Origin of the sequence: Janthinobacterium sp. PSRC1-1 (assembly GCF_049897525.1) — a bacterium.
Lineage (GTDB): Bacteria > Pseudomonadota > Gammaproteobacteria > Burkholderiales > Burkholderiaceae_D > Janthinobacterium > Janthinobacterium tructae.
This window is the reverse complement of sequence record NZ_JAFCWK010000002.1, coordinates 329403-355296: the sequence shown is the minus strand read 5'-3', so window position 1 is coordinate 355296 and position 25894 is coordinate 329403. Positions and strand designations below refer to the sequence as shown.

Annotated in this window: 22 protein-coding genes; 9 read left to right on the top strand and 13 right to left on the bottom strand. The window is 64.7% G+C overall.

Features of this window, described 5'->3' with window-relative positions; translation table 11 throughout:
• Positions 1–5: 5 nt before the first annotated feature.
• Genes ACP7DW_RS05175 through ACP7DW_RS05160 form a run of 4 tightly spaced genes read left to right on the top strand, consistent with a single transcriptional unit; the run spans position 6 to position 3350 of the window.
• Positions 6–914 (top strand): LysR substrate-binding domain-containing protein, encoded by a 909-nt coding sequence (locus tag ACP7DW_RS05175; RefSeq protein ID WP_426054191.1) that lies wholly within the window; start codon positions 6–8, stop codon positions 912–914.
• Positions 915–939: 25 nt separating this feature from the next.
• Positions 940–1758 (top strand): glutaminyl-peptide cyclotransferase, encoded by an 819-nt coding sequence (locus tag ACP7DW_RS05170; RefSeq protein ID WP_426054190.1) that lies wholly within the window; start codon positions 940–942, stop codon positions 1756–1758.
• Positions 1759–1797: 39 nt separating this feature from the next.
• On the top strand, positions 1798–2694 hold the full coding sequence (locus tag ACP7DW_RS05165; RefSeq protein WP_426054189.1) for a hypothetical protein: 897 nt from the start codon (positions 1798–1800) through the stop codon (positions 2692–2694).
• Positions 2691–3350 carry a hypothetical protein gene (locus ACP7DW_RS05160; protein WP_426054188.1) on the top strand — a complete coding sequence of 220 codons (660 nt, stop codon included), beginning with the start codon at positions 2691–2693 and terminating at the stop codon, positions 3348–3350. Before ACP7DW_RS05165 ends, ACP7DW_RS05160 begins: the two co-directional genes overlap by 4 nt.
• Positions 3351–3414: 64 nt before the next feature.
• Here the strand turns inward: ACP7DW_RS05160 and ACP7DW_RS05155 are convergent, their stop codons facing one another.
• On the bottom strand, positions 3415–3663 hold the full coding sequence (locus tag ACP7DW_RS05155; protein WP_010398340.1) for a DUF3297 family protein: 249 nt from the start codon (positions 3661–3663) through the stop codon (positions 3415–3417).
• 112 nt (positions 3664–3775) lie between these two features.
• On the bottom strand, positions 3776–4177 hold the full coding sequence (locus ACP7DW_RS05150) for a GFA family protein (RefSeq protein ID WP_426054187.1): 402 nt from the start codon (positions 4175–4177) through the stop codon (positions 3776–3778).
• A gap of 95 nt (positions 4178–4272) precedes the next feature.
• Between ACP7DW_RS05150 and ACP7DW_RS05145 the strand changes: the two genes are divergently transcribed.
• Positions 4273–4653, top strand: a complete 381-nt coding sequence (locus ACP7DW_RS05145) for a hypothetical protein (protein WP_426054186.1) — start codon at positions 4273–4275, stop codon at positions 4651–4653.
• Between the two features lie 7 nt (positions 4654–4660).
• Positions 4661–4990 (top strand): immunity protein Imm33 domain-containing protein, encoded by a 330-nt coding sequence (locus tag ACP7DW_RS05140; RefSeq protein WP_426054185.1) that lies wholly within the window; start codon positions 4661–4663, stop codon positions 4988–4990.
• Between the two features lie 115 nt (positions 4991–5105).
• Here ACP7DW_RS05140 and ACP7DW_RS05135 read toward each other — a convergent pair whose 3' ends face one another.
• Positions 5106–5687 carry a type 1 glutamine amidotransferase family protein gene (locus ACP7DW_RS05135; protein WP_426054184.1) on the bottom strand — a complete coding sequence of 194 codons (582 nt, stop codon included), beginning with the start codon at positions 5685–5687 and terminating at the stop codon, positions 5106–5108.
• A 203-nt stretch (positions 5688–5890) separates the two neighbouring features.
• On the opposite strand from ACP7DW_RS05135, the gene ACP7DW_RS05130 reads away from it, so the two are divergent.
• Entirely contained in the window at positions 5891–7540 is a 1650-nt protein-coding gene (locus ACP7DW_RS05130) for a phosphoethanolamine transferase (protein ID WP_426054183.1), read from the top strand.
• Positions 7541–7610: 70 nt separating this feature from the next.
• On the opposite strand, the gene ACP7DW_RS05125 is transcribed toward ACP7DW_RS05130, so the two are convergent.
• From ACP7DW_RS05125 to lodA, 3 genes are all read right to left on the bottom strand, one after another.
• A complete protein-coding gene (locus tag ACP7DW_RS05125) occupies positions 7611–8384 on the bottom strand; it encodes a ferredoxin--NADP reductase (RefSeq protein WP_100873082.1) in 774 nt (257 codons plus the stop codon).
• A gap of 245 nt (positions 8385–8629) precedes the next feature.
• Entirely contained in the window at positions 8630–9727 is a 1098-nt protein-coding gene (locus ACP7DW_RS05120) for an FAD-dependent oxidoreductase (RefSeq protein WP_426054182.1), read from the bottom strand.
• Positions 9728–9741: 14 nt separating this feature from the next.
• Positions 9742–11952, bottom strand: a complete 2211-nt coding sequence (gene lodA / locus ACP7DW_RS05115; protein ID WP_426054181.1) for a CTQ-dependent lysine 6-oxidase LodA — start codon at positions 11950–11952, stop codon at positions 9742–9744.
• A 288-nt stretch (positions 11953–12240) separates the two neighbouring features.
• Between lodA and ACP7DW_RS05110 the strand changes: the two genes are divergently transcribed.
• Positions 12241–13746 carry a DASS family sodium-coupled anion symporter gene (locus ACP7DW_RS05110; RefSeq protein WP_426054180.1) on the top strand — a complete coding sequence of 502 codons (1506 nt, stop codon included), beginning with the start codon at positions 12241–12243 and terminating at the stop codon, positions 13744–13746.
• Between the two features lie 13 nt (positions 13747–13759).
• Here ACP7DW_RS05110 and ACP7DW_RS05105 read toward each other — a convergent pair whose 3' ends face one another.
• From ACP7DW_RS05105 to ACP7DW_RS05080, 6 genes are all read right to left on the bottom strand, one after another.
• Positions 13760–16300: an EAL domain-containing protein gene (locus tag ACP7DW_RS05105; RefSeq protein WP_426054179.1), complete on the bottom strand. Its 2541-nt coding sequence runs from the start codon at positions 16298–16300 to the stop codon at positions 13760–13762.
• Positions 16297–19527 carry an ATP-binding protein gene (locus ACP7DW_RS05100; protein ID WP_426054178.1) on the bottom strand — a complete coding sequence of 1077 codons (3231 nt, stop codon included), beginning with the start codon at positions 19525–19527 and terminating at the stop codon, positions 16297–16299. The genes ACP7DW_RS05105 and ACP7DW_RS05100 overlap by 4 nt, the downstream gene beginning before the upstream one ends.
• 27 nt (positions 19528–19554) lie before the next feature.
• Positions 19555–20724 (bottom strand): ABC transporter substrate-binding protein, encoded by a 1170-nt coding sequence (locus tag ACP7DW_RS05095; protein WP_426054177.1) that lies wholly within the window; start codon positions 20722–20724, stop codon positions 19555–19557.
• Between the two features lie 109 nt (positions 20725–20833).
• A complete protein-coding gene (locus ACP7DW_RS05090; RefSeq protein WP_426054176.1) occupies positions 20834–21841 on the bottom strand; it encodes an NADP-dependent oxidoreductase in 1008 nt (335 codons plus the stop codon).
• Positions 21842–21875: 34 nt separating this feature from the next.
• Positions 21876–22691, bottom strand: coding sequence for an oxidoreductase (locus tag ACP7DW_RS05085; protein ID WP_426054175.1), 816 nt, complete (start codon positions 22689–22691; stop codon positions 21876–21878).
• 95 nt (positions 22692–22786) lie between these two features.
• Positions 22787–23404, bottom strand: a complete 618-nt coding sequence (locus ACP7DW_RS05080; protein WP_426054174.1) for a TetR/AcrR family transcriptional regulator — start codon at positions 23402–23404, stop codon at positions 22787–22789.
• An 86-nt stretch (positions 23405–23490) separates the two neighbouring features.
• On the opposite strand from ACP7DW_RS05080, the gene ACP7DW_RS05075 reads away from it, so the two are divergent.
• A complete protein-coding gene (locus tag ACP7DW_RS05075) occupies positions 23491–23859 on the top strand; it encodes a gamma-glutamylcyclotransferase family protein (RefSeq protein WP_426054173.1) in 369 nt (122 codons plus the stop codon).
• 52 nt (positions 23860–23911) lie between these two features.
• Here ACP7DW_RS05075 and ACP7DW_RS05070 read toward each other — a convergent pair whose 3' ends face one another.
• Positions 23912–25861, bottom strand: a complete 1950-nt coding sequence (locus ACP7DW_RS05070) for an FTR1 family protein (RefSeq protein ID WP_426054172.1) — start codon at positions 25859–25861, stop codon at positions 23912–23914.
• Positions 25862–25894 lie beyond the last annotated feature (33 nt).

The following is a 25894-nucleotide window of genomic DNA, read 5'->3' as shown; positions in this document are numbered from 1 at the left end:
GCATCATGGATATCCGCTCCCTGCGCTACTTCGTCGAAGTGGTCGAACAAGCCAGTTTTACGCGCGCGGCCGCCAGGCTGCACGTGACGCAGCCCACCGTCAGCAAGATGATCCAGCAATTGGAACAGTCGCTGGACCTGGCCTTGCTGGACCGCGCCGGCAAGCGTTTTACCTTGACGGACGCGGGCAAGGTGGTGCTGTCGCGTGCGCATGAGCTGCTGGCCCTGCACGCGGAACTGAAGGTCGAATTGCGCGACTTGCAACATCTGGAACGGGGGGAGCTGCGCGTCGGCGTGTCACCGCAAACCCACTCCACGCTGGCGCCATGGCTGGCCGAATACCACCAGCGCTATCCGGGCATCGAACTGAAAATGTATGAAAGCGGCACGCAGGCGATCGAGCGCGACTTGCGCACGGGCACGGTGGAACTGGGCACCATGCTCGACTATCCGGGCAACGCGGCCACCTGGCAGGATTTCGAGGCGCTGCCCCTCGTGCGCTCACCGCTGTGCCTGCTGGCGGCGCCCGGCTCGCCGTGGCAGGGACGCGCTTCCGTGGCCCTGGCCGAGCTGGCCGACAGCCCCTTCATCTTCTATGGCGCCGCGTTCGCCCTGAACGATATCGTGCTCGATGCCTGCCAGCGGGCCGGATTCGCCCCGCGCATCACGGGCCGCAGCGGCCAGTGGGATTTCATCGCCTCGCTGGTGCGGCTGGGCGTGGGCATCTGCCTGCTGCCAAAGATGTATTGCGACACCCTGGAGCCGTCGCAGTTTGCCGTGATTCCCCTGGCCGGCCCGCCCGTGGAGTGGAACCTGATGCTGGCCTGGCGTCGTGGCGGGCGGCTGTCGTTCGCGGCGCGCGCCTGGCTGGACCTCGTCAGGGCGCACATGGCGGACGCGGCACGTTTACAATAGGCGCTCGCCAACCACCGCCAAGAATATGAAGAATATCGGTAAAACAAGTCTGAAACGCACGGCAGGCTCGCTGCTGCTGGGATTGTTATGCACCGTGGGCCTGATGAGCGAAATGGGCTACGCCCAGGCCGCCATTCCCGTGTATGGATACTTTGTCAAGAATACCTACCCGCACGATCCCCAGGCGTTCACCCAGGGTTTGCTGTTCAAAGATGGTCACCTGTATGAAAGCACGGGCCAGAACGGCCAGTCCTCCTTGCGCAAGGTGGAATTGACGACGGGCAAGGTCTTGCAGAAAAGCATGCTCGACAAAAAAGTGTTCGGCGAAGGCATCACGGACGTGGGCGATGAGATCCTGGGCCTGACATGGATTTCGCAGACCGGCTATGTCTTCGACCAGAAGACGTTCAAACTGAAACGCACCTTCAGCTACCAGGGCGAAGGCTGGGGTCTGGCCAGTGATGGTAAATTTGTCTACATGAGCGACGGCACTTCTGCCATCCGCGTGCTCAATCCGAAAACCCTGGCCGAGGTGCGCCGCGTCGAAGTGAAGGCGGAAGGCCGCCCCATCGACCGCCTGAATGAACTGGAAATGGTCGACGGGGAACTGTTTGCCAATGTGTGGGGCGCGGACGCGATCGCCCGCATCGACCCGGCCAGCGGCAAGGTGGTGGGCTGGATCGACCTGACGGGCTTGCTGCCGCCGGAACAGCGGGGCACGGCCAATCCCGACGCCGTGCTCAACGGCATCGCCTGGGATGCGCGCGGCAAGCGCCTGTTTGTCACGGGAAAATTGTGGCCCAAGCTGTTCGAGATCGAACTGATCGAAATCCAGCGCCGTTGATGTTGGCTATCGGACAGTGTTGCTGGCGAGGAATCGTCTATGATGCAGTTCCTTCGCCCCGTGCGACCCTTGCAGGATGCCATGCTGTCCCTTCCTTTATGCCGCTTCGCGGCCACCGCCAGCTTGCTGGCCGCCGTCTTGCCCGCCGCGCAGGCGCAAACACCCTACGTGCCGGTGATGCAGCAATACGGCGACTTCGTCGTCACGCGTGACCGCCACGACCCGCTCGTTACCTTGACTTTTCGCCAGCACGGCTACTGGCCCGGCGGCGCGCGCGAAGTGGTGGAAGTGCGGCCCCTGAAGGCCAGGCGCGAAGGCCAGCCCATGCTGCTGGCCTTTACCAAGGGCGATACGGGGCAGGGCACCATCCTCATCGGCGTGCAGAACGGCGAACCGCTGATGCGCCCAGTCAGCCCCCTGCAGCGCGACAGCATGGTGCGCACGGAGCGCGACCCCGAATGGGGCGTGCCGCAGCCGGGCAACAGCGAGGTGCTGCTGTTTCCCCGCGACGGCCGCGCGCTCGATACGGGCACGGGCGAACTGCTGTGGTTTGACGTGCCGGGCAGCGTCAGCGGCGACTATCCGCATGCCATGCTGGTCTCCGTCTCGCCCGACGGGCGGCGCGGCGCCTATCTCGCCAGGAAGCTGACCACGCTGCAGATTATCGTTGCCACGCGCGACGACGGCGTCGCCGGCGTGCTGGCCTTGCCGCCCGATACCTATCAACGGTGGTTGAAGCCGTTGTCGGAAGCCGCTTCCGCGCAGGCGCGCGCCGCCATCAAGGCGGGCCAGGGCCGCACGGATTCGAACCGCATCCAGCGCGAACTGGAGCTGGCCTGGTTCGGCCAGCAATTTCAATGGAAACAAGGCAAGGGCGGCTGGCAAGTGACGGGGCTGGGCCTCAGTTCAACGCCGCCAGAAGGAAAACAGCCATGACAATGCCTGAACTGATCGCCGGCTGCTGCGCCGTCTCACTGCTGGCCGGCTGCGTGCACAGTGAGATTGCCCCCAGGGATTATCTGGCGCAAGAGATCGACAAGCAACAAGCGTTGCTGGAGCTGGACGTGGTCTTCGGCAACGCGCCCGATGACAAGCTGACGTCGCGCGTGACGGCACGCAACAGCGTGGAATACGCGGGCGCGCCGCACATCGTCGTGCCGTTCTACCAGAAGGGCCTTGGTTTTGACCAGGGTTTTGCCGGCACCTACCTGTTTGCCGTGGTGTATCCGGTCGCCAAGGTCGAAACGGCCACGGCCAGCAGCCGCGTCTTCGGCCAGAAACTCGACGGCCAGCAGCCGGGCAGCCCGCGCTACCGCTTTCGGGTGCCGGGCAAGGCGCAGTGGAACAGCAATGAAACCTTCATGCTGAGCTTTGAACGCAAGGGTCGGCGCGAAGCAATCACTTTCCGCTTCAGCAACGAGCAAAGCTGCCCGTCCGCCTTCCTGGCCAGCACGCCCACATATGGCTTCCCCATCAAGGTCGTCGCCATCTTCAAGGAAAACAAGGGTTGCCTGAAAGTGTGCGACAGCCGCGACCAGTGGCCCGGTTTCTGCGCCTTCCAGCCGCCGCCGTCCGCTGGATCGGCAGGCTGAGCAATACCTGCAGACGTAAAAAAGGCCGATGAAGATCGGCCTCGATGACAGCTGTAGGCGTTGCTTAGCGGTAAAACGCTTCGACTTTGCCCTTCAGCTTGATCTGCAGCGGACGGCCGCGGCGGTCCAGCGACTTGGTGGAAGCGACCTTGATCCAGCGTTCGCTGATGCAATATTCTTCCACGTCAAGACGTTCCTTGTCGTTGAAGCGGATGCCGACGTCGTTCTCGAACACGGCTGCAACGTGGTAAGGGCTGCTGGGGTCGATCGACAGGCGATCGGGCAATGGGGGTAAGGTGGTGGTATCGTTCATGGGCGTAATTATCGCCCAGAATGCCAATCCAGACAACGGGGAGCGCATGCTTATCTGGCCGCCCGCGACATGGCGCCCCCCCGTATCTGCTTTCCCTGCCGTCCTTCCGCCCTTACAGATGCCGCGTTTCCTGCGGCGGCGTGTCCCACGCGTCATGCCAGCCGTCGACAAAGGTGACGGGCACCCGGGCCAGTTCGGCCACCGCGGCATCGTCGAGGCAGTTCACGCCGATGCCGACAAACGGGCCGCTGCGGGGAGAATCGCCGCGACCGAACGGACGCACGCCGCAATGGCGGCAAAAATAATGGCGCTCGCGGCCGGCGCCGAAGCGGTATTCGCTCAAGTCCGCTTCGCCGGCCAGCAGGCGGAAGGCCGTGGGCGGCACCAGGCTGGCCCAGCAGCGAATTTTCAGGCAATAGGAACAATTGCAGCGCAAACTCGGGGCCGCCAGGTCGATCTCGGCCGCGAAGCGCACGGCGCCGCAGTGGCAACTGCCATGGTAGGTTTTTTTCATCGTGACCCAGTTTACAGGGTTGCCGTACTGTCATCAACTGCCGGCGTGGCGAGGCGCACTATAATGGCGCCTGTTCAAGAGAGAGGAGTCGCAGCATGGACATGCGCATGACCGACAGCCTGCGGCAACAGGCCTATGCACAGGCGGCGGCCTTCGTGCACACGCTCGACCGGCGCGATCGGCTTGCGCTGCAACGCGACTGGTCGCTGGCGCCGGGCGTGGCCGACGAGATCATCGAGATGCTCGACAGCTATTTTGCGGTGCACCAGGCGCTGTCCCTGGCGCCGCTGGCCGAGGCCTTTGTGCCGGGCAAGGGTGGCCGTCCCGCCGTCGATGTGTATGCCACCGATTGCGGGCCGCTGGGTCTGGAATGCCTGTTGCTGGCCGATGGCAAGCCGGGCGAAGCGATCTTGCACCTGGAAATGTCCGGCGACGACGGCGCGCTGCGCCTGCATTATCAATACATTGGATCCTGAGGGCAGCATGACCACACCGATCAGCAAAATACAGCAGCGCATCTGCGACAAATTCGGCTTGCCGGCGCAGGCGCCCGAACCGATGGTGGCCCTGGCCATCGGCAGCCTGGACCAGTCGCCCATCTACGGCACGCGCATCGTGCTGCCGGACAACGGCAGCATCAGCTGGTTTATCCACTGCGGCGAACACGACGACGCCAGCGGCTTTTATCAGCCGCTGCATGCGGAACACCTGCATGACATGCTGCCGCAAGTGGTCGATTACCTGGCCTTGCCCAGCGGCGCCAAGTTCATCCTCGACCGCGAGGGCTACGAGGACGTGTGGCTGGAAGAGTAGCTTTCTTACCGGCAAGATTGTCATTGACGTTGATAATCACGCATTACCGCCGTTCGCCGGAGCTCGACCCCGGCAACACGCACGCCGTGGCGCGCCTGCGAGCGCTGGGCGCCGATTAGCGCGCCGCTGCCGCCTGGCCGTGCTCGGCCCCATGCATGGCCAGATAAGCCGTCAGGTTTTCATCGGCGATGCCCAGGGCGCGCAAGACCTCCTTTGTAAAGGTGACGGGCGCCGTGCCCGGTGCAGTGACGATGCGCTGGTCGGCTACGGCCCAGGGCACATCCTGGTACAGGGCCGCGCCCGCATAGCCCGTTTGTAACAGGTTGTCCGCACTGTTGGACGTATGGCGCACGGTGTCGAGCACGCCTGCCTGCGCCAGCACGCGCGTGCCGTCGCAAATGCCGGCCAGCACAATATTCTTGTCGCGGGCGGCGCGCAGCAAGGGGCCCAGGTCGGGCGCCTTGCCGCTTTGCCAGTGGCTGCCGCCACACACCATCAGCAAATCGAGTTCATCGAGCACAATCTCTTCCAGCGCCAGTTGCGGCGTGACCAGCATGCCACCGGACGAGGTGACGGGCAGGCCGCCCGGCGAGGCGAACTGCGTGTAAAAGCCGTAATACAGGCGCGCCGTGGAGTTGATCAGGGCGGTTTCCCAATCGGCAAAGTTCTCGGTCAGTATGGTGATGGCACGTGTCATGGAATGTCCTGTCGCAGGTGGGTAGATCAATGTTGCAGGCTGGCTACCCAGCCTGCTGGTGCCGACAGCATAATGAAAAGCACTGACAATTTCTGTCAGGAGCGCGCGTGAAATGATGGTGCAGGTGACAAGGGACTACGCTACAATCGCTGGCCCGTTCGCGCGAGCCTGTCCCCGTTCATTGTTTACTTGCCATCACCCCCATGCTGATTCTGTTTTGTCGTGTCCTGCTCAGCATTGCTGGCCTGTTGCTGTTCTTCCTCTTCGATCAGTTAAGTGCGAACGAATGCCTGAAATTGTGCGTCTTGCTGGCGGCCTTCCTGCTGGGCGTGGGCGGCATGCTGCACGCGTGGCGCGGCAGTTCCAGCGCCAGCGCGGTCACCGTGCTGCTGCGCATCGTGGTGCCCGTGTTTTACCTCGACGCCGCCATCAAGGGCTTCTTGCGTGGCTATTTTGGCATGCGGCCCAATCCGAATGCCGTTTTGCAGGCCATGTTTGCGACAGATCAAGCCGAGACGGGAGAATTTTTCCTGCACAATAGCGTCGCGCTGGCGCAAGCGGCGGGCTGGTTTGTCCTCGTGACGGCGGCCGTGCTGCTGGCCGACCGCCAGCTGTTGCGCCGGCAAGCGGCGCGCGCCAGTCGCGCGCCGGGCCTGGCGCAAAAATGCTTTGCCGTCGGCATGGCCGTCTTTCTTGTGCTGCTGCACGTCAACACCACCATGCGGCGCGAAAATCCGGCCCTGTTCTGGCCGCTGCGCTACCAGCAGTACAGCGCGCAGCTGGCAGCGATGCAATCGATGCAGCAGGCGCTGACGACGGCCATGGCCGCGCCGCGCGACTGGCATGTGCGCTATGCGGGCGAGGATGCGCGCACCGTCATCCTGGTGATCGGCGAGAGCACCAATCGCGCCTCGATGTCGCTGTACGGCTACCCGCGCGCCACCACGCCCCGGCTCGATGCCATGCGTGCAAAACTGCTGGTGTTCAATGATGTGATTTCGCCCGCGTCCAGCACGGTGGAATCGATGATGACGATGCTCACGCCGGCCGATATCGGCAACCCCGATGCGTGGATGGCCAAGCCGAATTTGCTGATGCTGGCCGAGGCGGCCGGCTACAAGACGTTCTGGGTCTCGAACCAGACGCGCAACGACGGCTGGATCGGCCTGCTGGCGGGCCAGGCCGATGAAAGCGACTTCATCAACTATGGTACTGGCCGCGGCGAAAACAATTTCGACGGCAACCTGTTCCAGCCGTTCGCCCATGCGCTGGCCGATACGGCGCCGAAAAAGCTCATCGTCGTGCATTTGCTGGGCGCCCATCCCAGCTATGACATGCGCTATCCCCGCCGTTTTGCGCATTTCGACCAGGTGCAGGACGCCGTCAGCGCGCAGATGGCCAGCCAGGGCAGGTCCAGCTGGATACGCCACCAGCGCGATGAGTACGATAACGCCATCCGCTATGGCGATTACGTGCTGGGCACCCTGATCGGCATGGCCGACACCGCCAAGGCCGGGCGCGCCGCCTCGCTGCTGTTCGTCTCCGACCATGGCCAGGAAGTGGGCTACAGCCGCAATCACGCGGGCCATTCCGCCTCCGACAAGAGCGGCTATGAAATTCCCATGTTGATCTGGAACAACCAGCAAGCACCGCAATCGACGGCCGCGCGCGCCGCGCTCGAAAGCCGGCCGTATCAGACGGACAAGCTCGATGCGACCGTGCTGGGCTTGCTGAAGATCGAGACGCGCTATTACGCGGCGCATGACGATATCCTCAGCGGCGCCTTTTTGCCCGTGCAGCGCTTCATGAATGGATTGCACTACCAGCGCGGCACGCCGGCGCTGGTGCGCTGAGCCGCCAATGCATAAGGCCCGGCGCCGCCGCAAGCTGCGGCGGGACCGGGCCCCTGGCGAACACGCCGGATTACTTTTCGGCGAACGCGCGCTCGACGACGAAGTCGCCAGGCGTCGAGGTATTGCCTTCCTTGAAGCCACGCGCTTCCAGCATTTCCTTCAGGTCACGCAGCATGTCCGAGCTGCCGCAGATCATGACGCGGTCTTCGGCCGGGTTCAGCGCCGGCAAGCCCAGGTCTTCGGCCAGTTTGCCGTTCTCGATCAGTGCCGTGATACGGCCCATGTTGCGGAAATCTTCGCGTGTGACGGTCGGGTAATAGCGCAGCTTGTCGCTGACCATTTCGCCCAGGAATTCATGCTTCGGCAGGTGCTCTTCCAGCAGCTCGCGGTAGGCCAGTTCATCGACCTGGCGCACGCCGTGCACGAGGATCAGCTGGTCGAAGCGCTCGTAGATGTCCGGATCGCGCACGATGCTGAGGAAAGGCGCCAGGCCCGTGCCCGTCGACAGCATGTACAGGCGCTTGCCTGGCAGCAGGTAGTCGGACACCAGGGTGCCCGTCGGCTTGCGGCCGACGATGACGGTGTCGCCCACTTGCAAGTGTTGCAAACGCGACGTCAATGGACCGCCCGGCACCTTGATGCTGAAAAATTCCAGGTGCTCTTCGTAATTCGCGCTGGCGATACTGTAGGCGCGCAGCAATGGCTTGCCATCGACGCGCAGGCCGATCATGGTGAAATGGCCATTCGAGAAACGCAGCGACGGGTCGCGCGTGGTGGTAAAGGAGAACAGGGTATCCGTCCAGTGGTGCACGCTTAAAACGCGCTCTTCATTCATCGAACTCATAGTATTTGTTGGCTGGTCAAAAAAATGGTTAGTTGCTGGCAACTGCTGGCAAAAGTGAAACCCTGTGTAGGCCCAGACGCTATTGTACTGGCGTCCACACGAAATTGTTACCGTCTATCGCCGCCATTGCTGCCGCACGCGGTGCCGACATTATAGTGCGAATGGCAAGGCGGGGCTGAAATTCGCCCGGAAACGGGCTGTGGGCATGCAGACTCTTGACCTGGCTCAGTTTTTTGCCGGGGGCGTCAGGACGCGGCCCGGCGCTGCCAGAACGGAGCATCGCGCCAGCGCTGCTCGGCGCCGTAGAAGCCGCGCCGCATCTGCAGATAGGTTTCAAACGCGGCGAAGACACTGCGCCGGTAGCCCGCCGCCAGGTCCCGGTCGCCGGCCAGGAACGCCTCCGCCACGCGCGCCGCATGGATGCCCGACGCCATGGCCTGGCCGATGCCCAGCGAGGAGATCGGGTCGAAGCAGGCGGCCGCGTCGCCCGCCGCCGTCCAGTTTTCATCGGCCGGCAGCGACGCCACCCGGCTGTGGATGGCGTAGTGGCGCAGGGCGCTTGGCGCGGGCAGGCGCGCCACGATAGCGCGCACGTGCGAGGTGTCCGCGGCGGCCTCGCGCCAGGGCGCCGGCTCCTTCAACCGCAGGCGCTTGAGGATGTCGGCATCCGTGATGAAGGCCAGCGCCACGCGCTCGCCCGGCAGGGGCGCCGCGTAATACCAGCCGTGCCGCGTCGTTTCCACCAGTGTGCGGTGCGGCAGGAATTGCGGCTCTGCCAGCTGATAATAGGCGTACAGCGCCACCAGCGAGTCTTCCGTGTGGATCGGGCGTTTGCGCTGGCGCACGATGGCCGCCTGCTTGCCGCTGCAATCGATCAGGTAGCGGGCCGTCAGGTCCGTTTCCTGCCCCTCGCTCGCCACGCGCAGACGCCACGGGTCGCCGTGTTCGAGCTGCACCAGTTGCGCGGGACGCAGCAGCGCCACGCCCGCCAGCCGCGCCTGCTCAAGCAGGATGGCGTCATACCGCCTGCGGTCCAGGTGCAAGCCGTGGCCGTGGCTGCTGAAGACGGCGTCGCGCGACATCAGCTCGGCGCTGCCCCACGCGGCCGCGTGGGAAAATGCGGGCAGCTGGGCGCCGTCGAGCAGGTCGCGCCCAACGCCCAGAAAATCGAGCATCGAAAAGATCGACGACGATACCGTTTCGCCAGCCCGGTAATCGTCGAACAGCTGCTTTTCCAGCAAGGCGACGCGCAAGCCCGTGTAGCGGGCCAGGGTCAGGGCGGCGGCAGTGCCGGCGGCACCACCGCCGACAATGACGACGTCGTAGTCGCGCGATGACGACATGCCTGGCGCGACACTCAATGGGAAAACCGGCGCCGGTTGGCAGGCTGGATTTTCTTCGGCGTGTCATGCACGGCCACTTGCGCGCCGCCGCTGGCAAACAGCTGCGATGCCTTCTCGGGCGCCGTCTGCGGATCCTCGTCCTTGAGGAACCACGCGGGCAGGTAGTTCGAATCGTCGCCCGTGATGAAACTGCTGGCATTGCCGACACCGACGCTGGCGGCCACGAACTTGGCGTGATTGCGCTCCTTCTCGACAAAATACGGGTACTGGCGGCCCGACTCGGCATCGTGGTTCTGGTTCACGATGAAACCCAGGTAGTGCCAGGAGCTGATCATCTGCGAAAAACTGTTCATGCCGCGGCTGTACATCACCTGCATGCCGGCCGGCACGCCCGCGAGCGCCTGTTCTTCCTTGGTGGTGGCGCCATTGATCACGTTCCACGGGCTTTGCGGGGGCCACCAGTAGGCGTAGTAGGTGGGCGGCACGGGAATGAGCGTGTCGGGATTCTTGACCAGGTCCGGATTATCGAAGTTGATCATCTGCACGGAGCAGTCATAGAAGTCGGCCTGCCACGGGATGGCCATGCGCTTGGTCAGGTCGCCCGGTTCGCAGCCGGTGCCGACGGTCGGGTCGTTCCAGTCCAGCGGTTCGCACTCGTCGCGGCCCGGCGACAGGCCGTTTTTTGCGTAGTCGGCATCCACGCGGTGCAGGATGGCGTACGGTTTCGCGTAGATGATGGGATTGCGCACGCTCCACGTCACTTCGATGCCGGGGCACATGGGTTCGCCCACGCAATTGCCGATCGCCGCCTGATCGAGCGGGTCGATGCCCGGCAAGGCCAGGCCCGGCGCATCGGCGGCGAATTTGCCGGCAGCCCATTGCTGCAAAGCAAAATATTGCGTATCCGTCAGCACGGAAAACTTGCTGATGACGTTGTTGCGCACGGAATTGCTGCCCGAATTCAGGGGCACGAGGGGAATGCCGGCGCCGGGGTTCTCCGTGCTGGCTTCACTGAACAATTGGCCGCCCTGGCCGCCCGTGAATCCCGGCACCTGTTCCTGCGTGCCGGGGCGGATGGCCGACGGCTTCCTGAAGTAACTGAAGAATTTTTCGCGCTGCGGCCGGTTCGCTTCCGATGCATCGGCCACGTCGAAATTGGGGCGGATGAAGGCCGTCATCGAGGGCACCGTCGCCACCCACTGGTAATCGCCTATCCTGGCAAGGAATGGCTGGATGTCCTGCGCGTAATTGACGACATAGTCGGGGTTCCAGCCATCGCTGCCGCTCCAGCGGGCCGTGTCGTAGGCCTCGGGCAGCGCGTTCTTGTATTGGATGGCCATGTCAGCCACGACGTCATCCCAGGTGGAAATGTTCACCAGCTCGGGCGCGAACTTCGGCGAGCCGATGACGACCCACGCTGTCAGTTCCACGGACGGGCTGCCATCCTTGAAATGGATGGTGGCGCTGACGGGGCCATCGGCCACGTCGTCATTCCACGTGTCGCCACCGCCAAAGCCGGTGATGCTTTCGGCGCCGCCGGCGCGGCCATACGCGCCGATCACCAGCAGGTTGCCGCGCGAATCCGTGCGCATTTCACCGAGGGTACGCACGGGATAGCCTTGCGTGATGGCCTGCGGATCGGGGAAGGACACGTGCGCATAGGAACCGGCGCCATCCTTGTCGAAATGGGCCTTGCCCAGCGGCGCGTCCAGCGTGCGCGGTCCCGGGTCGACGATCAGTTTTTGCCGGGCCGCCTCGCCCGTCACATCGCCATTGCGCAGATTGGTCCAGGACGTGGGCGTCAGATTCCAGGCTGGCGGGGTGTTTTCCCAGGTTTCATAGCTGTTGTACGGGCCAAACATCAGGTCGCCCAGCAGGGGAATGAAGTTCCACCACGCCGCCTTCTTGTTTGCCACGTGCACGGTCCACTCGATCCTGGCAATGCTCGGATCTTGCAGGTCGACCAGGACTTTTTCGCCGGGACGGCCCGCCACCGACTTGTAAATGCGGAAGCTGGCGGCCTGGCGCCGCACGCGGCCGGCCGCATCCTTGAATTGGGTCACGCGGACCGGCTTGCCATCGACCAGTTGCGGATCGTTGTTGCCGTCCGCTTCGATCGGCAGCCCGCCGATCGTTTCCGGCGCCAGGTAGAACGAATCATGGCTGTTGCCCACGCGGGCAATGCCGATCGATGGGTGTATCGAGTACTGTTCCGTGCTATTCATCAAGTTTTCCCCTGAAAGGTTGGCAATCCTGGTGGCATATCTGGCGGCAGCTACTGGGAAAGATACAGAGAAAAATTAACAAAAAAGTCACCTATTGTCACTTGCTGCGAATATCTTCCGGCCATGTGATGCCGCGCAAGTCAACGATTCTGGAATTTACCGGCACGCGCTGGCGTAATGGAGCAGGGCACCGGCGTATGAGGTTGTATGATGTTGCTAAAAAGAATTATCACCAATCCACGCGGGCGCCACCGCCCGCCAGGATGCCTGTCCAGTAAAGGAAAACCTATGTATAAAACAGTGCGCGACATGTTCCTGCATTTCAAGGAAGCCGTCCCATTCCGCCTCGTCCCCGCCCTGATTTGCACGGCCTTGCTGGTGAGCATGCTATTGCTGCCGGCGCCCGATGGCTTGACGCCCAAGGCCTGGGGCCTGGTGGCGATCTTCCTCACCACGATTCTGGCGATCATCCTGAAAGTCATGCCGATCGGCGTGATGGCCATGATGGCGATCGTCATCGTGTCCTTGTCGCAAGTGACGTCAAGCTCGTCCAAGGGCGCCATCACGGATGCGCTCAGCAGTTTTTCGAATCCCCTGATCTGGCTGATCGTCGTGGCGATTCTGATATCGCGCGGCCTGAAAAAGACGGGGCTGGGCAGCCGCATCGGCCTGCTGTTCATCTCCCTGCTGGGCAAGCGCACCATGGGCATCGGCTATGGCCTGGCGATTTGCGAACTGGTGCTGGCGCCATTTACGCCGAGTAACACCGCGCGCGGCGGCGGCATCGTCCATCCCGTCATGAAATCGATTGCCAACGCCTTCGATTCGGACCCGGCCAAGGGCACGGAAGGTAAAGTGGGCACGTATCTGGCCCTCGTCAACTACCACGCCAACCCGATCACGTCGGCCATGTTCCTCACCGCCACGGCGCCCAATCCGCTGGTCGTCGATTTCGTGGCCAAGGCCAGCGGCCAGAGTTTCCACCTGACGTGGACCACCTGGGCCCTGTGCATGCTGCTGCCCGGCCTGGTCTGCCTGCTGGTGATGCCGCTGATTATCTACTGGCTGTCGCCGCCGGAACTGAAAGCCACGCCCGACGCCGTCACCTACGCCAAGGCGGAATTGAAAAGCATGGGCCCGCTGTCGCCGTCGGAAAAAGTCATGCTGGGCACCTTTGCCCTGCTGCTGTTGCTGTGGGCCAATGTGCCCGCCATGCTGTTCGGCCCCGCGTTTTCGCTCGATGCGACGGTCGTTGCCTTCGTCGGCTTGTTCGTGCTGATCATTACCGGCACCATCGACTGGGACGACGTGCTGTCGGAAAAAAGCGCCTGGGATACCCTGGTGTGGTTCGGCGCGCTCGTCATGATGGCCGAGCAGTTGAACAAGACGGGCGTGATCGCCTGGTTCTCGGCCGGCATGAAGGCGGCCATCGTCGCCAGCGGCATGGACTGGCTGCCGATCGCCGGTGTCCTGGTGCTGGTGTTCGTCTTTTCACATTACTTCTTTGCCAGCACGACGGCCCACATCAGCGCCATGCTGCTGGCCTTCCTGACGGTGGGCCTGCACCTGATTCCCGCCCAGTACCACGTGCCGTTCATGCTGATGATGACGGCCGGCTCGGCCATCATGATGACGCTGACCCACTACGCCACGGGCACCTCGCCCATCATCTTCGGCAGCGGCTTCGTGACGATGGGTAACTGGTGGAGAGTCGGCTTCATCATGTGCGTGGTGGAACTGCTGATCTTCGCCGTCGTCGGCACGACGTGGTGGAAGGTGCTCGGTTACTGGTAAGTGGCCACGCCGGCTAGGCGGCACGGTTGCCGATCTCGACGCCATGGGGCCCCCGTGGCGGCCGTTGCACGCCCGATTCGAAACGCAGGAAGGCTTCCAGCAAGTGGTCTTTCAGCAGGGTTTCGTCCCACGGCTTGGTGATGAACTTGTACACCGAGCCTTCGTTGATGGCCGCCGTGACTGAATGCAGCTCAGGATAGCCGGACAGCATCACGCGCACGATCTCCGGATAGATGCCCTTGATGCGGCGCAATAGTTCGTTGCCGGACATGCCCGGCATGCGCGCATCCGTGAGGATCACGCCCACCGCGTGGGAGGCGACCAGTTCCAGCGCTGCCTGCGGATTGGTGGTGCTGAGTATCTGGTAGCCCTCCTTGCGCAGCGAGCGGCGCAGGGCGGACAGGATATGCTCCTCGTCGTCCACCAGCAGCAGCACGCGCTGCGGCGCCACGGCATGGCAGTTCTCGGGCGGCAAATGGGTGCCGGCATACAACATCAGATCCATCTCGGCGCCGGGCAGTGGGCGGCTGAAGTAATAGCCTTGCATGGCGTCGCAGTGATTGGTATTGAGAAATCCCAATTGTTCCTCCGTTTCCACGCCCTCGGCCACTGTGCTCAGGTGCAGCGACTTGGCCATGGCGATGATGGAGCGGGTCAGCGAAGCGCCGTCCACGCTGTCGGTCACGTCGCGGATGAACGATTGATCGATCTTCACCACGTCGATGGGGAATTGCTTGAGATAGGACAAGCTGGAATAGCCGGTACCGAAGTCGTCCAGCGCCAGGGTGACGCCGATTTCCTTCAACTGTTCCAGCGCCCGCACCACCAGGTCGCGGTTTTGCATCAGCACGCTCTCCGTCAGCTCCAGTTCCAGGCAGTGGGCCGGCAGGTTGCTGTCGGCCAGCACTGCGCGCACCAGTTGCGGCATGTCGACCTGGCGGAACTGGCGCGCCGAGACGTTGACGGCCATCGTCAGGTGCGCAAAGCCGTAGGCATGCCAGACGCCCAGTTGCGCGCAGGCCGTGCGCAGTACCCATTCGCCGATGGCAATGATCATGCCCGTTTCCTCGGCCAGGGGAATGAAGCGCTCCGGCGGCACCAGGCCGATGCCGGGCCGGCGCCAGCGCAGCAGCGCTTCCATGCCATAGATTTGTCCAGTGACAAGGTTGACCTTGGGCTGATAGTGCAATTCCAGCTCGCCCTGCGCCAGCGCCTGGTGCAAGGCGTGTTCGATCTCGGCCCGCTCTTCCACCAGCACGCCCATCTTGTGGTTGTAGAACTGGTAAACGTTGCGGCCCTTGTCCTTGGCGCTGTAAAGGGCCGCATCGGCCGTCTTGAGCAGCATGTCGCCGCTGTCGCCATCGGCGGGAAACAGGCTGGCGCCGATACTGGTGCTGACATGCAAGGTATGTTCGCCCAGCAAAAAGGGCTCGGCGAACACCGCCAGCACCTTTTTGGCGATGTCCTCGGCCGTGTCGCTATCGGGCAAGTCCGTCAGCAGGATGACGAATTCGTCGCCGCCCTGGCGGGCCACGGTGTCGCCTTCGCGCACCGCGTGCTGCAGTCGCCGCGCCACTTCCTGCAGCAGCGCATCGCCCACCGGGTGGCCGTAGCTGTCGTTGACGAATTTGAAACGATCGAGGTCCAGCATCAGGGTGGCCAGGTGCAGGCGGGTGCGGCGGGCGTGGACGATGGCCTGGCCGATGCGGTCGTTCAGCAACTGGCGGTTGGGCAAGTCCGTCAGCGCATCATGGTTGGCCAGGTATTCGATGCGCCATTCCTGCCGCTTGCGTTCCGTGATGTCCTGCACGGTACCGCGCATCAGCAGCACCTGCTGGCCTTCGCATACGGCCTCGGCCTGGTGGAAGACGATGCACTCGCCGCCGCCCGGCTGCAGCACCTTGTGTTCCAGGCTGTAGCCGGTGCCGCTGGCATGCAGTTCCATGAAGGCCTCGAGCAGCATGGGGCGCTGGTCTTCGGGCAGGCATTGCAACAGGCGTTCGAAGCTGGTGGGGCCGGAATCGGCGTCCAGGCCCAGGATGCGCAACAGTTCCGGCGACCAGTAGCCGTCGCCATCGGCAAGCCGGTATTCCCAGTTGCCCAGGCGGGCCAGCGCCTGCGCGTGGCTGAGGCTTGCCTGGATACGGTTCAGCTCGGTCAGCGCGCTGCTGGCGCGCAGCAGGTAGCGCAGCCGGTGCGCCAGCAGACGCCATTGCATCGGCTTGGAGATGAAATCGCTGGCGCCCGCTTCCAGCGCCTGCTTGATGGAGTCATCGTCATCGTTGCCGGTCAGCACGACGATGGGCACGTGCGCGCCGCCGGGCAGCCGGCGCAGCTGTGCGCAGCATTCGAAGCCGCTCATGCCGGGCATGGCGACGTCGAGCAGGATCAGGTCGGGCACGCCGCGCTGGAAAGCGGCCAGCGCTTCCAGGCCGCTGGCCGCTTCCTCGATGCGGAAGCCTTCCGGCTCCAGCGCTTCCGTCACCAGGAAGCGCGTCATGGTGTCGTCATCGACCACCAGGACCCGTGCTTGCGGGGGCAGTGCGGTATTCATATGGCTTCCTTTTCAATGGCCAGGGCGGCAAGGACACGGTCGAGTTCTTGCTGGATGCCGCGGATATGCTGCAGTGCGCTGGCGACGTCATTGCCGCGCGCGTATTGTTCGATTTCACGGCAGGTGGCCGACAAGCCCAGCGCGCCCACGTTGGCGCAGCTGGACTTGAGCGTGTGCGCCGCCAGTTGCAGCGCCGCGGCGTCGCTGGCCCCGGCCGCCACTTCCAGCTGGCCCAGCAGGCGCGGGGCGTCGCTGTAGAACAGGTCGATGATGCGGCCCAGCACATCGGGACGGCCGGGACGGCGCATGGCGCGCAGGTTTTGCAGGGCGGCCGCGTCGAGGAGGGCAGCCGGTTCGGCCGGCGCCTGCTGCACAGCCTGCGCCGTCACTGCCGGCGTCTGCGCTGCCTTTGGTGCGGCGGACGCCGGGCGCCAGCGGGCCAGCACGGCCAGCAGGGCGGCGCGCGTATACGGTTTGGCGAGGTAGTCGTCCATGCCCGCGTCCAGGCACAGTTCGCGGTCGCCCAGGATGGCATTGGCCGTCACGGCGATGATGGGCGTGCGGTCACGGCCCTGCTGGGCTTCCATGCGGCGCACGCGCCGCGTCGCTTCGAAGCCGTCCATTTCCGGCATCTGGCAATCCATCAGGATCACATCGAACGGGTAGCGCTCCCACAGGGCCAGCGCGCGCCGCCCGTTGTCGGCCGGCGTGGCGTCATAGCCGCTATCTTCCAGCATGGCCAGGGCGATTTCCTGGTTGATCGCATTGTCTTCCACCAGCAGCATGCGCAGCGGCGCCTGGCCTGCGGCCCCGGTGTCAGGCGGAGCGGGCAGGGCAGACAGCGCCAGCGGTACGTCCTCGGGCGCCACCTTGCCCACGACGACGGTCACGGCGAAGCTGGAACCCTGGCCCGCCACGGAATGGAGCACGATGTTGCCGCCCATCATCTCCACCAGCTGCTTGATGATGGCCAGGCCCAGTCCCGTTCCGCCGTATTTGCGCGAGGTGGTGCTGTCGGCCTGGCGGAAGGGCTGGAAGACGGCCGCCGCCGCCTCCGGCGCCATGCCGATGCCCGTGTCGCGCACTTCCAGGCGCAGCTGGCCGGCGGCGGGACAGCTGACATCGACGCCAATCTCGCCCCGTTCGGTGAATTTGGTGGCGTTATTGAGCAGGTTGGTGAGGATCTGGCGCAGGCGCACGGGGTCGCCGCGCACGTGCTGCGGCACGTCGGGGGCGATGCGGCAGGTAAATGCGATGGCCTTGCGCTCGATGCCGTTGGCAAACAGCGCCACCACGTCGTCGATCAGCTGGCGCAGGTCGAAGGGGATGTGTTCGAGCACCAGCTTGCCCGCCTCGATCTTGGAAAAATCGAGGATGTCGTCGATGATGCTCAGCAAGCTTTCGCCCGAGCGGTGCACCGTGTGCACGAAACGCTGCTGCTTTGGGCTCAGTTCCGTACGCTGCAGCAATTCCGTCATGCCCAGCACGCCATTCATCGGCGTGCGGATTTCATGGCTCATCTTGGCCAGGAATTCCGATTTGGCGCGGTTGGCGGCGTCGGCCTCGGCCTTGGCCTGCGTGAGCGCCAGGTCGCGCTGTTCCACGTGTTCGAGCATGCCGTTGAAGCCCGTGATCAGCTGCCCCAGTTCATCGCTGCCGTGCTGCGCCACGCGCACCGATAGCGCCTTGCCGTCGCGGATATGCGCGATGGCGTAGGACAGGCGCGCCAGCGGCCCGGCGATGGACGCGCTGATCAGGCCTGTGATGGCCACGCAGGCCAGCAGCAGCACCAGCGCGATGCCGAGGATCAGCACGAAGGCATGCCGCACGCCATCGCGCACCTTGGCCACCGCCTGCTGCTGCTGGCCCGTGATGCGCGCCACTTGCTGTGCCGAATAGGCGGCCTGTTCGCGTTCGAAGGCGCGCACATGATCGATGACCTCGTCCAGCGCCGCCTGGCTGTCGAGCACGCTGCGCTTGGCGTGCACCAGCCGCTGTCCCGAGCGCTCCACCGCGTCCAGGTAGGTGTTGACGGTGCGCGTTTCTGCCAGCAAGCCCAGTTGGCCTATGCTTTGCAGCAAGGTCTGCATGGTGGCCATGTCGCGCTGCAGGGCGCTGATGCGACGGGCGATATCGTGGCCCAGGCGCGTGACGTCGCCGGCGGCCGTGGCGAGCATGACTTCGCCCACGTCGATGCTGATGGCGTCGACGGCCAGGTTGATTTCGCCGCTGGCATCCTCGATGCGGGCCGAGGTGTGCATGTAGCGGCTGGCCTGTGCCAGCCGGTCGCGCCCTATCGCCAGTTGCAATTCGATGGGATCGAGTTCTTCGGCCAGGCGCAGGTGGGCGGTGGCCAGGGCGGTGCTGATTTGTTTCTTGAGAGTAAGGTAAGCAGCCTGCTGCGCCGCGCTGGCGCCGCCCTCGGCCAGCAGCCCCGCGCGCAAGGCCAGCAAGCCGGTGCCAGGATCGAGCAGCTGGCGCGTCGTGGCCTGCAGCGTCGCCCGCAGGGTCAGCTGCGACGGGCTGATGTCGCGCTCGCTGGGGCCCGCCAGGTGCGCCACGGCCGCGGCCAGGCGCTCGCGCAAGGGGGCGATGCGGAAACGGCTCTGCACGGCCTGCGTTTCGGCCAGCGCAATCTGCATGTCGTAGATGCTCTGGCGCAAATCCGTCAGGTAGCGGGCGTTCTGGTTCAGACGCTGGCTTTGCAGCTGCACCTCGGCGGCCGTGGCCTGGGCCTGGCTGTCGACCAGGCGGATATTGCCGCGCGCGCCCTTGGCGGCGGCCTTGATCTGCGCCAGCAGCTGGCGCATCTCCGTTGCCTGCGCCTTGTAATACGCCTCGTTTTCCAGGCGTTTGCGCACGGCCACGCGCATGCGCTGGAATTCCCGTTCGAAGGCCGCGTGGTAGCGGGGCGCCTGCAATTGGCCGTGGCGCCGCAAATCGTCGCTGATGCTCTCGGCGGTCTGGATATTGGCGACGATCTTGTTCGACACCTGCTCGAGCTGCGCCAGGTCTTGCGCCTTGCCCAGCTCGAAAAAGTCCGAGGCCATATCCTGCACGGTATAGCGCAGGCGCAATACGTCCGTGTACAGCGGTACCGTCTCGTCGGTCAAGCCATGCACATGGGTTTCGATGCCCTTCACCAGCAGCAGGCCGGTCGCCGCCATGGCCGCCACGCCCGCCAGCAGGACGGTGCTACTGACGATCAGCTTGGTCTTGATTTTCACGCCATGCTCCAGGGGCGGGGGGGCGCATCACTTCGCGCCAGGCGCCAGGTCGGCCGGGACGATCCTGCCATCGGCGATGCGGGTCAGGAAAACGGCCGTCGATGCCTGGTGGTCGTCTGGCCGCAGCGTCACCTGCAAGCCGCCGAGATCGAGCCGCTCGAAGGTTTCGAAACTCCGGATCAGGCGTTCGCGCGTGAGGTCCGCGCCCGTGCGGCGCAGCGCCGCCACCATCAGGGTGGCCGAGATGCAGCCCTCGAAACTGACAAACGACAGCCTGGCCGCCGGCACGTGCCGGGCCAGCAGGTCGGCGCATTCGGCGGCGATGGGCAGCGTGCGTTCCTCGGGCAGCGGCACCACCTGCGAGATCAGGATGTTGTTGCCTTCCGTGCCCAGCAGTTGCAGCAGGCTGTCCGTGCCGACAAACGATACCGTGGCCAGGGCCGCCTTCAGCTTGGCCTGGCTTGCCTCGCGCACGAACGCCGCCACCGGGGTGTAGGGACCGGCCATGATGACCACCTGCAAGTCGTGCCCGATCAGGGCCGCCAGTCCCGCCTTGACGGCGGTGGTGCCGCGCTGGAAGGCGCCCTTGGCGACGAGTTGCATGCCGCGCCGCTGCAGCGCGCGCACGGTGCCATCGAGCACGGCATTGCCGAAGCCATCGTCCTGGTACAGGACACCGAAGCGCTGGATGCCCCGGCTGACGAAATACTGCACCAGGGCATCGGACTCATCGTCATAACTGGCACGAAAGTTGATGATTTCATGCACCACGGGGCGGCGCAAGGTCATGGCGCCCGTAAACGCGCCCACCAGCGGCACCTTCATTTCCTCGACGATCGGTATGACGGCGTTGGTCGTGGGCGTGCCCACGTTGCCGAACAGGGCGAATACCTGTTTTTCCTCGACCAGCCTGAGTGTTTCGCTGATGGCCCGGTCCGGATCGTAGCCATCGTCGGCGACCACCAGCTCGATGCTGCGGCCATGGATGCCGCCGCGCTGGTTTGCTTCCTGGAAAACGGCCGTCGCGCCATCGAGCATGGCCCGTCCCAGCCCGGAGGCCGCCCCGGTCTGGGCATTGACCATGCCGAGCCGGATGTGCGTATCGCTCACGCCCGGTTCGGCGGCATGGCCGATGCCGGCCGCGAGGCTGATGGCGAACCAGCAGCATGGCGGAAAAAAGCGCGGGAAAAAGCGCATGAGCTACCTTTATTGAGGTTGACCGGTATCAACAGGTACGGGCTTGACAACGAGTATGGAGGAAATTGCCAACGCAAAACTCACACATAGTCACAGTTGCATAGGCGCCTCAGGGAACGGTCATCCGCACCACCACCTTGCCGCGCGCGCGGCCTTGCGCCAGGCAGGCCAGCGCCTGTTTCGCCTCAAGAAAAGGAAACACCTGGTCGATGACGGGGCGGATGCTTCCCGCTTCGACCAACGCGGCGATCTGCGCCAGCTGGCCGCCGTCGGGACGCACGAAGTGGAAGGCATAACTGGCGCCGCGCCGCCGCGCCAGGCCGATAATCTTGCGGCTGAGCAAACCGAACACCAGCTTCAGCACCACATGCATGCCGCGCGCGCGGGCGAAAGCTAGGTCCGGCGGGCCGATCAGCGACACGACGCGGCTGCCGGGCTTGACGATGCGCATGGCCTTTTCCAGGCCGTCGCCGCGCAGCGTGCCCAGCACGGCGTCGTAATCGCGCAGCACCTGCTCGAACGGCTGTTGCGTGTAGTCGATGACTTCATCGGCACCCAGGCCGCGCACCAGTGCCACATTCGCCGTGCTGGTGGTCGTGCCCACGCGGGCGCCCAGATGTTTGGCCAGCTGGATGGCAAACGTGCCGATGCCGCCGGAACCGGCCGGGATGAACACTTTCTGGCCAGGCTGGAGCTGCATGCGCTCATGCATGGCTTGCCATGCCGTCAAGCCCACCATGGGAATTGAGGCGGCCTGCACGAAATCGAGGTTGGCGGGCTTGAGGGCGGCCGCCTGTTCGGACACGACGGCAAATTCGGCCAGGCTGCCATGTGGCGTATCGAAAATGCTCGCATACACGGCGTCGCCAACCTTGAAACGCGTGACGCCGCTGCCGACTTCCACCACCACGCCGGCCAGGTCGCTGCCGAGGGTGGCCGGCAAGCGCAGCTTGATTATCGGCTTGAAGTCGCCCCTGGGGATCAGGTTGTCGATGGGATTGAGTCCCACGGCATGCACCTGCACCAGCAGTTCGCCGGGGCCGGGTCTGGGGCGGGGCAGTTCGGCAAACGCCACATGATCGAGGCCGCCATATTGTTTGAGTTGCAATGCTTGCATGATGTTCTCTCTGAATGCTGTGAAATGCTGGCGTTCAGGCCAGGCGCAGGTCCTTGCGCAAGCCGGCGTCCAGCAGCGCGGCGGGCAGGAACCGGCGCATCAGGCGCAAGCGTGCCGCCAGCGGCCCGGCCGTGTAGCGCAATGTCGGCTGGCTTGCCTGCGCCGCCGCCAATACCGTGTCGGCCACGATGGCCGGGTCATCGGCGCCGGCCATCAGCGCCTGCAGCCGGCTTGTGACGGCGGCGCGCACTTGCCGGTAGGCGGCCAGCGGGCTATCTGGCGCCAGCAGGTTGGCTTCGAACGTGGTCTTCGTGTAGGCCGGTTCGATGACGCTGGCGCGGATGCCCCAGCCGCGCACTTCATGGTCGAGCGATTCGGTGTACCCTTCGATCGCGTGCTTGGTGGCCGAATACAGCGCGCCGTAGGGCATGGGCAAGAAGCCGACGACGGAACCGATATTGAGGATGCGCCCGCCGCCCTGCGCCCGCATGTGCGGCAGCACGGCCAGGGTCATGCGCACGACGCCATAAAAATTCGTGTCGAAGATGGCTTGTGCCTGCGCCATGCTGCTTTCCTCGGCGCCCGCCGGCGCCACGCCGAAACCGGCGTTGTTGACCAGCAGGTCGATGCGGCCTTCGCGCCGCATCACCTCGGCCACGGCGGCCGCGACAGATGCATCGCTGGTGACGTCGAGCGCCAGCATCGCATGGCTGGCTGCGGCTGCGCCCGCCTGGCTAGCGCGGCGGCTGGTGCCATACACCGTGTAGCCCGCGTGCGCCAGACGCCGGGCCGTGGCCGCGCCGATGCCGTGCGAAGCGCCGGTGACCAGGGCAATCTTGTTGTTTTTCATGGTAGTCCTTCAGTGGTTGACTGCATAAAATATGACGGTCGTCATATTGTTGTTTGAAAAAAAACCGGGACGCTTCAAGGCCCCGGGCGCTGCGGCTAGTTGGTGTCTTGAAACTGCGCCAGGGTGGCCGCACACAGCGCGTCCGACAGGGCCGGCTCGTCGACGGCGCGCGCCAGGATGGTGGCGCCGATCATGGCGCACACCGTCGCCATGGCTTGCGCGTGGGCTTCGGGCTGGCCCCAGTTGGGCATCTGGCGTGCGAACAAGTCGATCATTTCCTTGATGTGGATGGTGGCGGCGCGCCGCACCTCGGGCGCCTGGCGCGGCATTTCCGAACCCAGCGCCGAGACGGGGCAGCCCACTTCGATGGCGGCGATGTGTGCGGGCGACAGGTAGGCGGCCAGCATGGCCTGCAGCGCCTGGCCCGGCGGGGCGGCGGCCGCCACCCTGGCCGCCAGCGCCACCGATTCGGCGCCCGCGCGGTCGCCCGCTTCGGCCAGCAGCGCGTCGCGCGAGGCGAAGTGCGCATAAAAGCCGCCGTGCGTCAGGCCCGCTTCCTTCATGATGTCGGCCACGCCCGTGCCCGCATAGCCGCTGCGGCGGATGGCGCGCGTGGCCACCTCGACGATGCGTTCGTGGGTGGCTTCCTTGCGGCTTTGCGCCGTGATTTTGGCCGCTGACTTGTTGGGTGATTTCTGCATGATGGTCATCATATCTCAATTTTCAAAACCGCGCAGGACCGGTCCCGGCGCAAAAGGCGCTACGATGTACGCTATCGACAATCGACGGGGAGAAGAAAATGGCAACGAATCGAGCGGCAGCGACGGAACACCTGTTTTCCTACGGCACCTTGCAGCAGGCGGACGTGCAACTGGCCACCTTCGGGCGGCTGCTCGACAGCCGGCCCGACCGGCTGCCCGGCTATTGTCTGGCCATGCTGGCCATCGACGATGCGCAAGTGGTGGCGACCAGCGGCAAGACGCATCATCCGATCGCCTCGCGCGGCGAACCGGCGGATGGCGTGCCGGGCGCCGTGCTGGCTGTGACGCTGGAGGAATTGCGCCAGGCGGACGCATACGAGGTGGCCGCCTACCGGCGCGAGCGCGTCACCCTGGCGTCGGGCGCGCAAGCCTGGGCCTATGTGGATGCGCGCGAGACGCTTCCTTGACCAGCTCGCCGGCACCGGCACAGGCAGCTTGCCCGTGCCGGTGATGACAAGATCAGGCAAGCTTGTGCTTGCCTGCCGAATAACGGTTCCAGCCATAGCCGGCGACGATGATGGCCACGATGGCCGCCTGCGCCAGCAGGGTTTCCAGGGTCGGCAGGATGCCCAAGAGATCAATGCGCATGAAGTCGACCGGAGTGACGCCGATCCAGCCTGCTTCCTGCAGCGCGGCCACGCCTTTGCCCATCAAAATCACGGCCAGCACGGCCACGAAGGCGGACGTCCACGAGAAGAACTGGCCAATCGGCATGCGGGCGCTGGTGCGCAGCAAGGCCCAGGCGATCACGACCAGCAGCACGATGGCCACCAGGAAGCCGCCCAGCAGCGCGCCGCCATTGCCGTCCGCCGCCAGGGCGGAATAGAACAGCACGGTTTCAAACACTTCGCGGTAGACGGCAATGAAGGCCAGGGCGAACAGGCCCCAGGCGGAGCGGCGCGTCATGGCCGCCGTGAGTTTCTCGTGCAGGTATTCCTGCCAGCGCCCGGCGCTGCTCTTCTGGTGCATCCACAAGCCCACGCTGAGCAGGACCAGGGCCGCGAACACGGAACCGAGCCCTTCGCTCACTTCCCGGCTGGCGCCGCTGATGGTGACCAGGTACGTTGCCGCCACCCATGTCAGGCCGCCCGCCACCAGCGCGCTGATCCAGCCGCCATGCACGTAGGGCATGACATCGTTGCGCTTGGCCTTGCGCAGGAAGGCGATGATGCCGATCACGATCAGCAGCGCTTCCACGCCTTCGCGCAGCAAGATCGTCAGGGCGCCGATAAAGGTCGTCATCGGCTCGGCCTTGGCGTCGCCCAGCTCCGCTTCCACGTGGGTAAATAGTTGCTGCAGCTTGTCGCCCGCCGCTTCGGCGTCGGCCACCGTGCCCTTGGCAACGGCGGAACGGTAGGCCAGCATGGCGTTTTCCACGGCCAGCAGCAAGGACTTGTTGCGCGCGCCGACCATCGGCTCGATTGGCTCGAAACCGTCCAGGTAGGCCGACAGGCCCAGGCGCGTGGCGGCCGCGCGGTCGCCCGCGTGCACGGCGGCCAGGCTTTCCGCCAGGCGCAAACGGGACAGGGCCAGGCCGGCCGGCTTGTGCGCCTCGGCCTTGTCGGGGGCGCTGCGCAGGTACGCCGTCAAGGCTTGCGCCTCGTCCGCGCCCAGCTTGGCTGCCGCGGCTTCCTGCGTCAGGGTCGTCACGGCGGCCAGGTCCGCGTACAGTGTCTTGGCCCGTGGATCGTCCTGCCACAGCTTTTCGCCGTGTGCGCGCGCCGCCGCGTCGTGCGACATGCCGCCCACAAAGAAGGCCAGGTCCCAGCGCTCGTTGTCGGACAGCTGGCCGAAACTGGCCATCGAGGTGCCCGCCACACCTTGCGAAATGACCTGGTACAGCGCCATCACGCTGCGCGACTGCGCCCGTTCGCCATCCGTGAAGGCGATCGGTTTCGGTTCCAGGCTGGCCGCCAGCGGACCGTCGCCGCCGCCGGCCACGCCGTGGCAAGAAGCGCACTGGGCCGCATACAGGGCCGCGCCGCGCATGAGGTTGGGCAGCACTTTCGGCGCCACGGGAATCGGGTAGGCGGCGATCAGCAAGCCGTTCGCGTGGTGCGCCAGGCGCTTGACTTCCACGCCGTCGGCCTTGGCCACGACGGCTTGGCGCAGGTCGGCGATGGCGGCGGCGATGGCCGCCTGCGACGCGTGGGCGGGCAGGGCGGCGATCTGCGTCGTCGCGTTGTCGGTAAAGTCGAGCATTTCCGCGTATTCCGCTTCGCTGACCACCTTGCCCTGCTCGATGGCGCCGCTGTAATCGACGGCCACATAATCAATCAACTGCCACAATTGCTTGGCACCGGCGCCAGGATCGGCCACTTGCGCCTGCGCGCCACCGGCCAGCAGCAGGCTGAGGCTGGCAGCGACGAGCGGATAGCAGACGAGCCATTTTTTCACTTTAATGAACATGATTCTCATTCTCATTTCTTGTTAACCCGGCGA